12 protein-coding genes are annotated in these 15,075 nt (G+C 53.3%); 2 read left to right on the forward strand and 10 right to left on the reverse strand.

Going from position 1 to position 15,075, the window contains the following annotated elements; translation table 11 throughout:
* Window positions 1–120 precede the first annotated feature (120 nt).
* Window positions 121–2,433, reverse strand: a complete 2,313-nt coding sequence (gene pbpC / locus FEM44_RS02585) for a peptidoglycan glycosyltransferase PbpC (RefSeq protein WP_135521546.1) — start codon at window positions 2,431–2,433, stop codon at window positions 121–123.
* On the reverse strand, window positions 2,434–7,392 hold the full coding sequence (gene yfhM / locus FEM44_RS02590) for an alpha2-macroglobulin (protein ID WP_135521544.1): 4,959 nt from the start codon (window positions 7,390–7,392) through the stop codon (window positions 2,434–2,436).
* Between the two features lie 206 nt (window positions 7,393–7,598).
* Between yfhM and sseA the strand changes: the two genes are divergently transcribed.
* Window positions 7,599–8,444, forward strand: coding sequence for a 3-mercaptopyruvate sulfurtransferase (gene sseA, locus FEM44_RS02595; RefSeq protein ID WP_135521542.1), 846 nt, complete (start codon window positions 7,599–7,601; stop codon window positions 8,442–8,444).
* Window positions 8,445–8,779: 335 nt separating this feature from the next.
* Window positions 8,780–8,905: a small toxic inner membrane protein TimP gene (gene timP / locus FEM44_RS25400; protein ID WP_244578526.1), complete on the forward strand. Its 126-nt coding sequence runs from the start codon at window positions 8,780–8,782 to the stop codon at window positions 8,903–8,905.
* A 147-nt stretch (window positions 8,906–9,052) separates the two neighbouring features.
* Here timP and sseB read toward each other — a convergent pair whose 3' ends face one another.
* The 8 genes from sseB to iscU form a co-directional block, all read right to left on the reverse strand.
* A complete protein-coding gene (sseB, locus tag FEM44_RS02600) occupies window positions 9,053–9,838 on the reverse strand; it encodes an enhanced serine sensitivity protein SseB (protein WP_135521541.1) in 786 nt (261 codons plus the stop codon).
* 117 nt (window positions 9,839–9,955) lie between these two features.
* Entirely contained in the window at window positions 9,956–11,239 is a 1,284-nt protein-coding gene (gene pepB, locus FEM44_RS02605) for an aminopeptidase PepB (protein WP_135521539.1), read from the reverse strand.
* A gap of 58 nt (window positions 11,240–11,297) precedes the next feature.
* The gene (gene iscX / locus FEM44_RS02610) at window positions 11,298–11,498 is read right to left on the reverse strand and encodes a Fe-S cluster assembly protein IscX (protein ID WP_000523616.1); all 201 of its coding nucleotides are present in this window, start codon (window positions 11,496–11,498) and stop codon (window positions 11,298–11,300) included.
* Between the two features lie 11 nt (window positions 11,499–11,509).
* On the reverse strand, window positions 11,510–11,845 hold the full coding sequence (gene fdx, locus FEM44_RS02615) for an ISC system 2Fe-2S type ferredoxin (protein WP_001124471.1): 336 nt from the start codon (window positions 11,843–11,845) through the stop codon (window positions 11,510–11,512).
* 1 nt (window position 11,846) lies between these two features.
* Entirely contained in the window at window positions 11,847–13,697 is a 1,851-nt protein-coding gene (gene hscA, locus FEM44_RS02620; RefSeq protein WP_001196613.1) for a Fe-S protein assembly chaperone HscA, read from the reverse strand.
* A 16-nt stretch (window positions 13,698–13,713) separates the two neighbouring features.
* Complete coding sequence (gene hscB / locus FEM44_RS02625; RefSeq protein WP_000384413.1) at window positions 13,714–14,229, reverse strand: co-chaperone HscB; 516 nt, start codon at window positions 14,227–14,229, stop codon at window positions 13,714–13,716.
* A gap of 95 nt (window positions 14,230–14,324) precedes the next feature.
* Window positions 14,325–14,648 carry an iron-sulfur cluster assembly protein IscA gene (gene iscA, locus FEM44_RS02630; protein WP_000028953.1) on the reverse strand — a complete coding sequence of 108 codons (324 nt, stop codon included), beginning with the start codon at window positions 14,646–14,648 and terminating at the stop codon, window positions 14,325–14,327.
* Window positions 14,649–14,664: 16 nt separating this feature from the next.
* Window positions 14,665–15,051, reverse strand: coding sequence for a Fe-S cluster assembly scaffold IscU (gene iscU, locus FEM44_RS02635; protein ID WP_000331707.1), 387 nt, complete (start codon window positions 15,049–15,051; stop codon window positions 14,665–14,667).
* Window positions 15,052–15,075 lie beyond the last annotated feature (24 nt).

Below are 15,075 nucleotides of genomic sequence, written 5' to 3' on the forward strand. Positions count from 1 at the left end.
GTCTGTACCAGCGTACGAGATGGCGCGGATTATAATGAGCTACAGGGCCGTTGACTATTGATGAAGGTAACATTTTTTTAAAATAAACCGAGTTTAAGCAACAAAATCTGACAAAACAGACTACTGCATGGCAAATCTCACGGTCGCGACCTGTCCCATTTCATCCATCACCAGTAACTGATAATCGCCTTTTTCACTCAAACGCAACGTAATGTTACGCCCGCGTTCAGTTAACGGCGCACCATTAAGAAACCACCATCGTTCACCTGCGCCACCAGTGGTTTGCACAGGCAAAGAAGCATCAGCAGTGCCAGGTAAACGTTTAATAATCGCGCCATCGCGAACGCCTGTCAGCTGCAGCGGGAGCTGGGCATCGTGACCGTACGGCGGGCAACTTGTGGATGCCGATGGCAGGCGTGCGGCGCGGCGCTCCGATGCGGGCAGCCAGGGTTCCAGCGGTAGCGGCCAGACATTTATCATTTCTTGTCGCGCCTGAGGGCAATCAGCGGCAACACGTTTGCCGTTTTCATCCAGCCAGATGGGGAAACGAATGCCATTAATGCCTTCCTGCTCCGGTAGTAATAGAGTTGGCGGCTGGCTCCCGTCCAGCAGCCAGGTTGCCAGGCGGCGGCGACAGTTACCGTCATCTTCCGGCAAAGACTGTCCGCCAGGCCAGCAGATAACGCCACGGCTTACGGAGTCAGGACGCGGGTCTTCCGGCAGATTCGCACTGCGCGACAGTAAGATATTATTGACCTGATTCAACAGCGGTACGGCGCTGGCAAAACCAAACTGACCGACAACGGGCGTGCCGTCCGGCCTGCCGGTCCAGATACCGATCACATAGCGAGCGTTTATCCCTATTGCCCATGCATCGCGATAGCCATAACTGGTTCCTGTTTTCCACGCCAGTGGTACGACGCGTGGCAAGGCACCATCCGGAAGCGGCTGCGCTTCATCTGCCATAATACGGCGGATAATCCACGCGGCCCCCGGCGACATTAACGGTCGCTCAAGTAATGGGTCGCCCGGTTGTAAGCGCAACTTACCCGCCTTGCCGTGGCGAGCAAACGCGGTATACGCTGCAGCCATATCTTCCAGTTTTGCACCAGCGCCGCCAAGAATGAGCGAAAGATTGGGCGCAGCACCGTTGGGCAGATACAACGGCAATCCAACATTGCGTAATTTTGCCGCAAACCGTTTCGGGCCATAGGCTTCCAGCATCTGCACAGCAGGTAAGTTCAGCGAGCGCACCAGCGCCTCGCTCATGCTGATCGGGCCATGAAAACCGCTGTCAAAGTTACCAGGTCGATAATCACCGGTGCGTCGGGGGACGTCTTGCAATAGCGATGCCGGGTGGATCAAACCTTCATCCAGAGCCAGACCATAAACAAATGGTTTGAGCACCGATCCTGGCGATCGGATCGCATTAACCATATCAACATGACCAAAGCGTGAATCATCGTTGAGATCGACCGATCCTACCCAGCCGCGAACACGCATATCGGTATGATCAACCACGATCATCGCCAGTGAGCTGCGCGCCGGCAATCGTCCTTTCCAGTTTTGCGCCAGTTCTTCCAGACGTCGTTGAAGACCTGCATCCAGCGTAGTAACGATTTTGTCGCTTTTACTTTTACCGAGCATCATGCGCGAAAACAGCGGTGCCAGTTGCGGCATTTGTCGGGGGGCCAGCCAGATGGGCTCTTCACTAGATTCTTTTACCTGCTCACGGGACCACACACCTTGCGCAGCCATCCGATTGAGCACTTTATTACGTGCGGCCTCGGCACGTTCCGGCCAGCGATCCGGGCGTAGCCGACTGGGCGCTTGTGGTAACACCGCCAGCATTGCTGCCTCGGAATAACTCAAATTAGCAGGCGATTTTCCGAGATAAGCCCAGCTTGCCGCACCGCTCCCCTGTAACGTACCGCCAAACGGGGCGCGGTTAAGATACAAGGTCAGAATTTCACGTTTAGACAGGTGCCATTCCAGTTGAAATGCGCGCCAGAGTTGGCGAATTTTACCGCCAAAGGTTTTCGAATGTGGATCAAGCAGGCGAGCTACCTGCATAGTGAGCGTACTGCCGCCGGAGATAACCCGACCAGAAGTAAGATCCTGCCAGGCAGCACGAGCCACCGAGAATGGGTTCACGCCTGGATGCTTCCAGAACCAGCGATCTTCGTAATTGATCAGTGCTTCGAGATAACGCGGAGAAACATCTTCGATGGTTACTGGATAACGCCAGATGCCGTCAGCATCGGCAAAGCGCCAGAGCGGCGTCCCATCCTGCGCCACGACGACACGTGCGGGGTTAACTTCATGTAGCGGCAGAGGCCAGAGTTTATCTGCCCCCCACGCCGCCAGAATGATAATAAAGGGCGTGACTGCCAGCGTTATCCAGCAGCCACGTTTGGTTAACAGACGAGGCATTTACGGTCTGATAATCAGCAGATCTTCAGCCGCGCCGGTCGCCCGCCATTGAGGAACATACATCGATTCCACCATCGGCTGCGGCACCTGATACGTTCCCGGCGTCACCGCCTGCGCCAGATACACCAGCGTAACCGGCTGGTATTCATCAACGGCAACCGCCGCCACAAAGCGATCGTCACGAAACTCAATATGCTTAATGTTCGCTTGTTGCATTTGATTAAGCAGGTTTTGCACTTCGCTACCACTTTGCTCCAGACTGGCGCTGCCGTTAGCCAGGTTCTGGTTTTCCAGTTCCAGACCCGCTGGTAGCAAATCAACCACCAGCGCATCTGGCACGCTGTTAGTCGCTTTTACCTGCAACCAAACCAGCACCAGATCGCCGCTACGTAACGAGTCCAGCGATTTGCTCTTACCGTCAGTACCAAGAATATGACGCTCAATTTGCAGCACATTGCTCGCTGGTTGTGGTGCGGATTGCGGATAACCGCTGGCATCCACGCGCAGCCATAACGGCTGGTCACCACGGTTGGTCACCTGCAAGGTGGCAAGTTGATCGCTATTCAGATTGTTGGTTTGCGCTTTCTCGCCTGTCAGCGGCTCGGCAGACAAAGACGTTTGCGCTTGCCATTTACCCGGTAAATCCTGAAGAGTACGGGCAGCCAGGAACAGCGCGTTACTTTCCTGGGTCGAGAGCCAACGTTCGCCAAATGCCTGCTGTGAAAGAGTGTTAAGCAATGCCTGCTGTGCATCAGGCAGTAGCTTGTTCTCTTCAAGTAAAGAGAGCATCAGCGCGTTGTCGCGCAGTGGGCTACCGTAATCGCCCAGCCATTTCCGTTCATCGTTACGCGGCGTTTTCAGCGCCAGCGCAATCGCTTCTTCACCACGCGTCGCATCACCCATGGTTTTCAGCGCAACGCCAAGTTGCAGCAGCGGTAAGCCAGAAGCCGCATCTGCACGACGCTCCCAGATTTCACGTAGCGCACCCAGCGGCGCTTTTTGCTGCCGGGCCAGGACCAGTGCAGCGTAAGACTGAACGGCAAACTTACTGGCTTTAAGATTATCAGCGTACGGAATCGACATCATGCCCGGATCTTGTAAATAGCGCAGCAGACGCTCGTTTCCACGATTAATGGCTTCTGTCGGCACGCTGTAACCCTGTTCACCTGCGCGGACAAGGAAATCCATCACGTAGGCGGTCAACCAGTACTCTTCGTCACCGTTTTTATCCCACAGGGCAAAGCCGCCGTTATCCCGTTGCATTTGCAGCAAACGCGAAATGCCAATATCGACTGCCGCACGGCGTTTATCATCGCTGTCACCTTTTATACCCAACGCCTGCAGTTGGGCTGCATTGGTATAAAGTGACGGAAACAGGCCGCTGGTGGTTTGCTCCAGACAGCCGTATGGATACGCTCTTAACTCTTTAATATAACGTGCGATGTTCAGCGGTGGTTTGCCGCTCAATAACAACTGCCCTTCCAGCGTAACAGGAGAGAAGTTTTGCAAACCATCAGCCGGGAGCGCCCAGGTTTCACCAGGCTGTAACGCCGTACCGTAATTGACCGTTTGTGCCGGGAATGCCGGACGGACGCCGATTTTCCACTGCTTATGCTGATCGGCAACGGTTTCACCAGGTAACGCTAACCCGCTAATGGTGGCCTGAATTTCACCATCGCCAAACCCCGTCAGAGCACGCACCGGGATAAACAGCGTGGTTCGCACACCTGGCGCTAATTCAACAGGTGTGGGGGAATTACTCACCAGTTCAAGCAAGCCACTGGCGGTCAGAGCAACGTTAAGTTTTTGCGGTTTATCAGTAAGATTAGTGATATCCAGCGTCAGACGTGAGGTATCGCCGCTAGCCATAAAGCGCGGCATGTTCAGTTCCGCTATCACGGGTGCGGCAACAACCACTTTGCTTTCGTTACTGCCGAAATCATCTGCTGTCCATGCTTGCGCCATGACGCGCAATTCACCGTTAAAATCGCCAATCGGCAATGTAACCGTGCCTTCGCCCTGTTCATTGAGCGTTACCGGCAGCGCCTGTTGCGCGACAATATTGACGTGATTTACTGGCGGTTTGCCACCGCGTTTCAGTTCATCACCATCGCCACCAAAACGCAGTGCAGCCAGACGCCCCTGACCTTCAATAACCTGACCGTAAATATCGTAAATGTCTGCGCCATAGCGTTTCTGGCCAAAGAACGCCTGCCACGGATCTGGCGTGACGTAGTCAGTAATATTCAGCACACCACTATCAACGGCAGACACCAGCACATTCACCTGTTTAGGCTTCTCGCCATTTTTAGTGCTGGCTTTAATTTTCACGGTTAATGGTTGATTGGGACGCATTTTTGCTGGTGTTTCCAGCGCCAGATCGAGGCGACGGTTTTCATCACCAAGCGGCAAATGCAACACACCAACCGCGCGTTTTGGCGTCGCGGAGCGAGATTTATCGCCAGGACGCACCACCAGAGTACTCAAATAAAGATCATGACGATTCCAGGTTTTATCGACCGGAATCGTCAGATCCAGCCCTTGAGCCGGAACATCAATCTCTTGCCACCACAGCGGCCCTTCACTGGACTCGACCATCGCATAACCTTTACCCGCCGTTGGCGCGGCGATATGCAACTTAATGGTGTCGCCTGGGCGATAACTGGCTTTATCCAGTTTCAGCGTGACACGGTCCGGACGCACTGCGCCGCTACCGTCGCTACTGTCCTGCCAGCTATATCCGGCCCAAAAACGCACGCTACTGACCGCTTCATTCGGCGCTTTGACTTCCAGACGATAAGCGCCCCACTCTACCGGAAAACTTACCTTGCCGGTTTCGTCCGCTTTCAGATCCAGCGTTTGCTCATTTTCGATCAGATCTTTTTGATCGAACTGTGACTTCCAGCCTTCATCTTCCGACCAGTTCCAGTAGTAATCGCGACGTTCGCGAATCAGTCGTACCTGCAAGCCCGAAACTGCTTTTTTCACGCCCTGCGCATCGCTATAAACGATATCAAAAACAGCGTTACTGTCTTCATCAACAATGGGCTGTTTTACCATGCTATCAGTGCGATAATCGTAAACTGATTTTGAAGAGAACTGCGGACGGATCCCTGGCAGCACATCGGCAGGCCAGATAGCCTGTTCAGCACGGCGCGTCACCGGGCGACCGCCAGATTCCAGCAAGCTCCCCTGGAAAATAACCTGCAATGGGGAATGCGTTTCCTTCCACTGGCTTTCTGTAGAAACTTCGCCGCGCCCTTTATCATCCAGCGTCAACTGAACTTCATCCAGCGAGCGGGAAAGGTTTTCGGCCGCAATATCGCCAAATTCGAAACCAGGCAATGCAGAAACCGCTTCACGCAGCGGTCGCAGGAAAAGCTGTCCCTGCAAGGTATTGCCATTAGCGGGCGCACCGTACAGGTAGTACCCCACCACGGAGAATTTCACTTCGTCTTTTGGCGTTAATGGCGTTTTCTCGCCGGTCAGATTCAACGCCATGCGCTCCGGCATAAAATCTTCGACGTGGAAATCCCACATCCGATATTGGTTATCCCCAGTGTTGGCTCGGATATGCCACATTCCGGTTGCCGCAGTGCTATCCAGCGGCCAGGTAAAGTGGTAGAGGCCATTTTCCGGCTGGCTAACAACACTACGCAGTACCTGCCCGTCAGGTTTAATCACGTCCAGTTTGATGGGTTGATCCGGCAGAGCTTTACCGTCTGCATCACGCAGTAAGCCGTTGAGGATTACCGTTTCGCCAGGGCGATAAAGATCGCGCGGGCCAAACATAAAGAACTGTTTGCTGTAGCCTGGCGCGCCAGCAATGTTAAATTCCGCTAAGTCCAGTGCCGGTAGTTTTAAATCGAGCAGCGTTGTTTGACCGTCTTTACGCGCCAGCAGTAGCGCCGCGTTTTTATCATATTCCAACTGCACATGGCCCTGTGAATCACTGGTCGCCTGAGTCAGAGTCTGCCCTTTCTCATTTAATAGCGAGACTTCAATTCCTTGCTGGGCCGCGCCGTTTTCCAGGCTTTGAGTAAAGATATCCAGACGATTGTGATAACGGTGGGCCGATACGCCGATATCACTTAACGTAAATAACGTGGCTGGATTACTGTAATCGTAATGTCCGGCCTGATTCATTACAGCCAAATACACGCCCGCCTGCTGAAGCGGCTTGATATCGCCCAGCGGCAGCAATAATTTTTCGCGGGTGTTACGCGCAGGATTGAGATCAAACCGCCCGGTATAGACCAGGTCCGCCATCTCCAACAGTTTGTCCGATTGCCAGTTCGCCAGTGAGTTACGATATTCCCACTGGCTAATGAACGCTGGCAGCGATTCCGGCTTAACACGGAAGAAGTTAACATCGACATTGTTAACGTTGAGCGCCATTACCGGCAGTCCTTCCACGACTTTTCCAGGTAGCAGCGAACCACGGCTGGCAAAGCCGACGCTGGGTTGGATATCGCGGGTGGTGATGGTTTTTTCGTAATCTTTACTGAAGGTTGCGTTATTGAGTGCCTTAACTTCCTTGCCAATAGTGACGATCAAATCACGTTTCGGTTCGAGGTGGCGTAAACGCAGTTCTTTGAGATTATCTGACAACTCCCAGGCACCATCCACTTTGCCGCTCTTTTTATCGACGACATGAATAACACGCGAGAAGTCCTGATCCGGGTCGAGGGGGACAGAGAAAGTCAGTACCAGCGTGGCTGCGCCATCGAGTTGGACCTCAGAGAGATCCAGCAATGTCAGTGCCTTACCCGCACTCTGTTGTGCCAGTTTTTGTCGCGCCGGCGAGGAGAGTTTCGCAGAAGTCGCATTTGTCGAAGATGACTCTTTAGCAACTTCAGAAGACGTATCTTTTTTCACTGCAGTTGGCGCGTTATCGTTGTTGTCGCACCCTGCCAGCGCCAGCATCAACATACAGGCGGCTAAGCGTAACTTTTTCATCTCTCATCCCTGCCACAATGGCCCGTTAGCAACGTCGAATGATTATTATGCGTGAGAAATGACGTTATGTAATTCACTATCACAGCTACAAAATCCGAATTTTAGTGAGAAATGTGGCTCAGGCAGCCAAATCAGCCTCTTTTGCTTGTCGCTTTTCGGCAAACATCCGACAATTTAACTTAACCCCGGCAAAAATGGAGATGCCTATGTCCACGACATGGTTTGTAGGAGCCGACTGGCTCGCCGAACATATTGATGACCCGGAAATTCAGATTATTGATGCTCGTATGGCGCCGCCCGGGCAGGAAGAGCGTAACGTTGCCCAGGAGTATCTCAATGGGCATATCCCCGGTGCAGTATTTTTCGATATCGAAGCTCTTTCTGATCATACATCCCCACTTCCGCACATGCTGCCTCGCCCGGAAACGTTCGCCGTCGCGATGCGTGAACTGGGCGTTAATCAGGACAAGCATCTGATTGTCTATGATGAAGGAAACCTATTTTCTGCGCCGCGCGCGTGGTGGATGCTGCGCACTTTGGGTGTGGAGAAAGTGTCAATCCTTGGCGGTGGCTTAGCGGGCTGGCAACGTGATGATCTGCTGTTAGAAGAAGGCGCAGTGGAACTGCCGGAAGGAGAGTTTAACGTCGCGTTTACCCCGGAAGCCGTGGTGAAAGTGACCGATGTGTTATTGGCAAGTCATGAAAAAACGGCACAAATTATCGATGCCCGCCCGGCTGCGCGTTTTAACGCGGAAGTTGATGAACCTCGCGCAGGTTTACGTCGCGGACATATTCCCGGCGCGCTGAATGTTCCATGGACAGAACTGGTGCGCGAAGGCGAACTGAAAACGACCGATGAACTGGATGCGATATTTTTTGGTCGCGGCGTCAGCTATGACAAACCAATTATTGTCAGCTGCGGCTCTGGTGTAACGGCAGCCGTGGTTTTGTTGGCACTCGCAACGCTGGATGTGCCAAACGTAAAACTGTACGACGGCGCATGGAGTGAATGGGGCGCGCGAGCAGATTTACCGGTCGAGCCAGTGAAATAAGCTTTTTACAGGCAATAAAAAACCGCCGAATTTGGCGGTTTTTTATTGCTGGTCTGGTTCGCGGCCTTTCCAGCAGGTTGTATTACCGTAGTAATGCAAGCGCGTCTCAGCGAGAACAATACTCGCCAGTAACTCTCTTTTTGTCAAGCAAAAGAGAGTTATTATTGTTCTGTTAGTGTATTATCCACTGCGGCCCTTTCCGCCGTCTCGCAAGCGGGCGCTGGCTTTAGGAAAGGATGTTCCGCGACCGTTAGGGCAAGCGCGTCTCAGTGCTTGCTATCGCGGCAATATCGCCAGTGGTGCTGTCGTGATGCGGTCTTCGCATGGACCGCGCAATGAAGATACGGTGCTTTTGTATCGTACTTATTGTTTCTGGTGCGCTGTTTTCCGAAGTAAATAATAACCGGAGTCTCTCCGGTAACAATTTACTGGTGGTTAACAACCTTCAGAACAGCAGGTAAGCCCGAATGCCGCCCTTTTGGGCGGCATATTTTAAATACTCGTCATACTTCAAGTTGCATGTGCTGCGTCTGCGTTCGCTCACCCCAGTCACTTACTTATGTAAGCTCCTGGGGATTCACTCGCTTGCCGCCTTCCTGCAACTCGAATTATTTAGAGTAAATTATCCGATTCTGTTTAAAGTCACGCAAAAAACCACCCCAGCGACGTTCATAGAATGGCGCAATATGTTCGGTAATAAAGTGGCTAATTCCTTTTTCCCCTTTTTTCACCTGACAAATATCGATTGGTTCATCGCCAGGTAATGTATCGGTCGCTACACTTCCCGCCGCCTGAATAATTTCTTCGATATCACCATCGGCTTCAATGCCAATAAGTAAATTAGGCTGTGCCTCTTCGTTCTCTTTAATTGAACAAATAAAAGCACGCTTCACTGGCTTAATGGTTTTAAATAAGGTGGTGAGTGAATCAATCATTTGTGCTGGCGGCACTGCGACTTCCGATAATATCAGCGATTCACCGCCTTCCAGTACTTCCTGGCTACTCAGCGGATTCCCTTCTTCACCAATCAACAAACTGATTTCACGCGGCATAAATTCTTTACCGGTTGGCAGTTTGGCATTAAGGAAGAGCGTTTCGCCAAGGGTTATCTCAAACAATGTGCGAACGGGCATTACGACAAATGCCTGTTCGTCCTCAACCGCCTGTTGAAGTGCTTCTAACGAGGTAAAAAAAGGAATGACGCTGGTGCCGTCTTCTTTTTCCCAGTGCTGTAAATCAAGCGCGCTATCTTCAACCACAGCCTCGCCCTGCGCCGCCGTACCAGGCACCCAGACGGTGGATTCCAGTAGAGCACGGAAAAAGGCCGGACGGTGCGCCGGTTCGGTTGCTGCTTTTTCCAGCAGGTCTTCAAGTTCGTTTTTTGTTTCGGACATAAGAACCACAATTCATTCAACGTTCGGGGCGGAAGTGCCTGATGCGCTACGTTTATCAGGCCTACAAGGGAGTCGCAATCTATTGAATTTGCAAAATTTGTAGGCCGGATAAGGCGTTTACGCCGTTAACAGATTAGCAATCGTGCGCACACCCAGCCCGGTCGCGCCCGCAGACCACTGTTCAACCGGCGCTTTACGGTAAGTCGCCGAGCAGTCGATATGCAGCCAGCCTTGCTGATAGTTCTCAACAAAGTGCGACAGGAAGCCCGCCGCCGTGCTCGCGCCTGCCGGATACGCCGCGCTTCCGGTATTGTTCAGTTCGGCAAAGTTAGACGGCAGCTGGCTGCGGTGGAACTCCGCCAGCGGCAGACGCCAGAACGGTTCGTTCTCTTGCGCAGCACTCGCCAGCAAGCGACCGGCAAGCGCATCGTCGAAACTGAACAGCGCGTGATAATCATTACCCAGTGCGGTTTTCGCTGCCCCGGTCAGAGTCGCTGCATCAATAATCAGTTCCGGTTTCTGCGCACTGGCATCAATCAGGCCATCGGCCAGCACCAGACGCCCTTCGGCATCAGTGTTCATCACTTCAACTTTTTTACCGTTGCGATAGGTGATGATATCGCCCAGCTTGAACGCATTGCCGCTGATCAGATTATCCGCACAGCAGAGAAACAGCTTCACGCGCTTGTTCAATCCACGAGTAATGGCAAATGCCAGCGCCCCGGTAACCGTTGCCGCGCCGCCCATGTCCGACTTCATCGAGTCCATAAACGCAGTCTGTTTGATGCTGTAGCCGCCGGAATCAAAGGTGATACCTTTACCTACCAGGCACGCGTACACCGGCGCTTCTTTATCGCCAGTTGGGTTGTAATCCAGCGCCAGCAATACCGGAGAACGTTCTGAACCGCGCCCGACGGTGTGCAGCCCCATATAACCTTGCTCACGCAGATCTTCGCCTTTGGTGATCCGGTAAGTCACACGATCGCCTGCGACGTTGCTGATCAGATCAACAGCACGCTGTGCCAGTTGCGATGGCCCCAGTTCTTCAGCCGGTGCGTTGATGGTGTCACGCACCCAGTCGATGATCATCAGGCGGTTATCCAGTTCCTGACGCTGGGCATCGTCCAGATCCGGCCACTCCACTTTACGCGTACCTTTCGGGGCTTTGTAACCTTGCCAGAATGCCCAGCAACGATCCGCATCCCAGCCTTCACCGCTTAGCTGAACATGCTTGATGCCCAGACCGTCAATCTTGCGCGCCGCACGCTGGATCAGCCCCAGATCGTCTGTCCCGTTCAAATGCAGGGTAATGCCATCATTATTAATGCTGTAAGTTGCTTTTTCTCCCCAGCGCGCGTCGGCAGGTTGGGTAGAAAGGGTAATTTTCATCGCTTCTGTCATTTTAGTTATCCTTATTCGTTTAACAGCAAAACGGGCTACCCCCAGGCAGCCCGTTCATTTACTCGGCCTCGTCAAGCCAGACCAACAAAATCGCTTCGAGGATTTTCTCGTTCGATGCCTGCGGGTCGTCGTCGAAATCTTCCAGATCGCAAATCCACTGATGCATATCGGTGAATCGAACCGTTTTCGGATCAAGATCGGGATACGCATCGTACAGTGCTTCGCCAATTTCGCGGCTATCGGTCCACTTAAGTCCCATACTATCCTCTGTTAATGCTCACGCGCATGGTTGATAGTGTAACGCGGGATTTCGACCACTAAATCTTCGTCAGTGACGCGCGCCTGGCAGCTTAAACGGCTTTCTGGCTCCAGCCCCCAGGCTTTGTCCAGCATGTCGTCTTCCTGCTCAGAGCTTTCCGGCAGCGAGTCAAAACCTTCACGAACGATGCAGTGGCAGGTGGTGCAAGCACAGGATTTTTCACAGGCGTGTTCAATCTCGATACCGTTACGCAGCGCAACGTCGAGAATGGTTTCACCGCTATTCGCTTCCAGAACAGCGCCATCAGGACAGAGATCCTGATGAGGCAAAATAACAATCTTTGGCATATTAAACCTCGTCCACGGAATGGCCTTTCAGCGCACGACGAACCGACTGGTCCATGCGGCGAGCGGCGAAATCCTGGGTTTGTTTGTCTACGTTTTTAATCGCTTGTTCAATGGCATCAACATCATCGCCCTGCGCCACTTCACTCAGGTGAGCGGCAGCATCGTCAATAACCTGACGCTCTGCGGCACTTAACAGCGCGGCATCAGCAGCCAGCGCGCCATGCAAACTTTCCAGCACACGCGCCGCTTCTACTTTTTGTTCTGCCAGCATACGGGCTTTTACGTCCTGCTCGGCATAGCTCATTGAGTCTTTGATCATCGAGGCGATTTCGCTGTCGGTCAGACCATAAGACGGTTTGACCTGAATGGACGCCTCAACGCCGGTGGATTTCTCCATCGCCGTCACGCTCAAAAGACCGTCGGCATCGACCTGGAAAGTCACACGAATATGCGCGCCGCCAGCCGGTAGCGCCGGAATACCACGCAGCGCAAAACGCGCCAGCGAGCGGCAGTCCTGCACCAGTTCGCGCTCACCCTGCATTACATGGATAGACATCGCCGTCTGACCATCTTTAAAGGTGGTGAAATCCTGGGCGCGGGCCACCGGAATCGTGGTATTACGCGGGATAACTTTCTCCACCAGGCCGCCCATGGTCTCGAGGCCCAGCGACAGCGGGATCACATCCAGCAACAGCATTTCGCTGTCCGGCTTGTTACCCACCAGAATATCCGCCTGAATTGCCGCGCCAATAGCGACGACTTTATCCGGATCGATGGAAGTCAGCGGCGGACGACCGAAAAATTCACCTACCCGTTCACGCACCAGCGGCACACGGGTAGAACCGCCAACCATCACCACTTCCAGGACTTCATCAGCCTCAACACCCGCGTCTTTCAACGCGCGACGACAGGCCAGTAAGGTCCGTTTAACCAGCGGTGCGATCAGTTCGTTGAATTGTTCACGGCTGATTTCGCCCTGCCAGCCAGCGACGTTAACGGTCACAGAATCCGCATCGCTCAGCGCGATTTTGGCAGCAATGGCGGCATCCAGCAGTTCACGCTGAACGCGGTTATCGCTACGATCAGGAATGCCCGCCTGCTCGCGAATGTAATCCGCCAGCAGATGGTCGAAATCATCGCCGCCGAGCGCGGAATCACCGCCGGTCGCCAGCACTTCAAACACGCCGCGACTTAAGCGCAGAATGGAAATATCAAACGTCCCGCCACCGAGGTCATAAACGGCGATCACGCCTTCCTGACCGGAATCCAGCCCGTAGGCGATAGCCGCAGCGGTCGGTTCGTTAAGCAAGCGCAGAACATGCAGCCCCGCCAGGCGCGCCGCATCTTTGGTGCCCTGACGCTGGGCATCGTCAAAGTACGCCGGAACGGTGATAACCACACCATCCAGCTCGCCTGCCAGGGCTTCAGTTGCCCGCGCCGCCAGTGCTTTGAGGATGTCCGCAGAAACGCGCACCGGGTTCAGCAGCCCCGCCGCCGTTTCAATCATCGGCAGGCCGTTTTCGCTGGCCTGGAATTGATAAGGCAGATGCGGATAGCGTTGCTGGATATCAGCCAGCGAGCGCCCCATCAGGCGTTTAACAGAACTAATGGTGTTGGCGGTGTCAAGCGCAGCGTTAGTACGCGCGTCATAACCCACCGAATGCCCTTGCTGTTGATAGTGAACAACAGACGGCAGCAGGTGACGGCCTTCATGGTCGGCTAACGTTTCGGCCTGACCGCTGCGCACTGTCGCCACCAGTGAGTTGGTTGTGCCCAGGTCAATACCGGCCGCCAGACGACGCTGATGCGGCGCAGCACTCAAACCAGGTTCACTAATTTGTAATAAGGCCATGTTTAGCTTCCAGAAATTAAAAATCGAGCAGTTTTTCTTCGAGTTGTTCGGCACTGCTTCGCAGTTTATCGAGAAAACGCAGCTTACGCACGGTATCCGCCGCCGCGTCCCACGTCTCGTTGTCTAACTGTTCAACCATCAACTGATGGCGGGTATCAAACATCTTTTTCACACGTTTGATAAAGCTTTCCAGCCGCGCTTCATCTTTCGCCTGTTCGATCTCGTCCAGTTCTTCGCGCAGCTCCAGCTGTTCCATCAGGAACGCGGTATCTCGCACAGTATGCTGCTCGCTGGCGAGATCAAAACCGTGCAAAGAAAGCAAATATTCCGCGCGCATTAACGGATGACGCAGCGTTTGCCAGGCCTGGTTAATGGTTGCGGATTGCTGTACGGCGGCGAGTTGTTCCGCCTGGCTTCCGCTGGCGAATTTATCAGGATGATACTGACGTTGTAGATCCTGAAAACGCAGGCTCAGTGCCTGGGTATCGAGTTGATAACGGGCAGGCAAGCCAAAGAGGGTGAAGTAATCCATAACATTCTCAGGGCTGCGATCCGCCGCGATGGCGGCGAATCAGGTAAAACAAACCCCACGCGCAGGCGACCACGGTGGGGTTATCGGTATGCGCATCAGACGTGGAAGCTTTCGCCGCAACCACACTCATCTTTAACGTTCGGGTTGGTGAATTTAAACCCTTCGTTCAGGCCTTCTTTTACGAAGTCCAGCTGCGTACCGTCCAGAAATTGCAGGCTTTTGCCATCGACCACGACTTTCACGCCTTTGTCTTCAAACACGATGTCTTCCGGCGTCGGTTCGTCAACAAATTCCAGTACATAAGCCATACCTGAACATCCGGAGGTTCTCACGCCCAGACGCAGGCCAAACCCTTTGCCGCGGTTAGCCAGAAAGGTATTTACTCGCGCTGCTGCACTGTCGCTCAGTGTAATCGACATAACCAAACCTCAACTCTTATTTTGCTTCACGTTTGCTTTTATAGTCCGCAATGGCGGCTTTGATCGCGTCTTCTGCCAGAATAGAACAGTGAATTTTCACCGGCGGCAGTTCAAGTTCTTCAGCAATATCGGTGTTTTTGATCGCCTGCGCTTCGTCGAGAGACTTCCCTTTCACCCATTCGGTCACCAGGGAGCTGGAAGCGATAGCGGAACCGCAGCCGTAAGTTTTAAAACGCGCGTCTTCAATGATACCTTCATCGTTGACTTTAATCTGCAACTTCATCACGTCGCCACAGGCCGGTGCACCCACCATGCCGCTGCCCACGTTTTCGTCATTGTTGTCGAAGGAACCCACGTTACGCGGATTCTCGTAATGGTCGATAACTTTTTCGCTGTAAGCCATTATAAATTCTCCTGATTCCGATAC

It is taken from the genome of Escherichia sp. E4742 (assembly GCF_005843885.1).
GTDB lineage: Bacteria > Pseudomonadota > Gammaproteobacteria > Enterobacterales > Enterobacteriaceae > Escherichia.

Coding starts and splice junctions, on each gene's coding strand:
- pbpC (WP_135521546.1), bottom strand. CDS start 2,433: ATGCCTCGTCTGTTAACCAAACGTGGCTGCTGGATAACGCTGGCAGTC.
- yfhM (WP_135521544.1), bottom strand. CDS start 7,392: ATGAAAAAGTTACGCTTAGCCGCCTGTATGTTGATGCTGGCGCTGGCA.
- sseA (WP_135521542.1), top strand. CDS start 7,599: ATGTCCACGACATGGTTTGTAGGAGCCGACTGGCTCGCCGAACATATT.
- timP (WP_244578526.1), top strand. CDS start 8,780: ATGAAGATACGGTGCTTTTGTATCGTACTTATTGTTTCTGGTGCGCTG.
- sseB (WP_135521541.1), bottom strand. CDS start 9,838: ATGTCCGAAACAAAAAACGAACTTGAAGACCTGCTGGAAAAAGCAGCA.
- pepB (WP_135521539.1), bottom strand. CDS start 11,239: ATGACAGAAGCGATGAAAATTACCCTTTCTACCCAACCTGCCGACGCG.
- iscX (WP_000523616.1), bottom strand. CDS start 11,498: ATGGGACTTAAGTGGACCGATAGCCGCGAAATTGGCGAAGCACTGTAC.
- fdx (WP_001124471.1), bottom strand. CDS start 11,845: ATGCCAAAGATTGTTATTTTGCCTCATCAGGATCTCTGTCCTGATGGC.
- hscA (WP_001196613.1), bottom strand. CDS start 13,697: ATGGCCTTATTACAAATTAGTGAACCTGGTTTGAGTGCTGCGCCGCAT.
- hscB (WP_000384413.1), bottom strand. CDS start 14,229: ATGGATTACTTCACCCTCTTTGGCTTGCCTGCCCGTTATCAACTCGAT.
- iscA (WP_000028953.1), bottom strand. CDS start 14,648: ATGTCGATTACACTGAGCGACAGTGCAGCAGCGCGAGTAAATACCTTT.
- iscU (WP_000331707.1), bottom strand. CDS start 15,051: ATGGCTTACAGCGAAAAAGTTATCGACCATTACGAGAATCCGCGTAAC.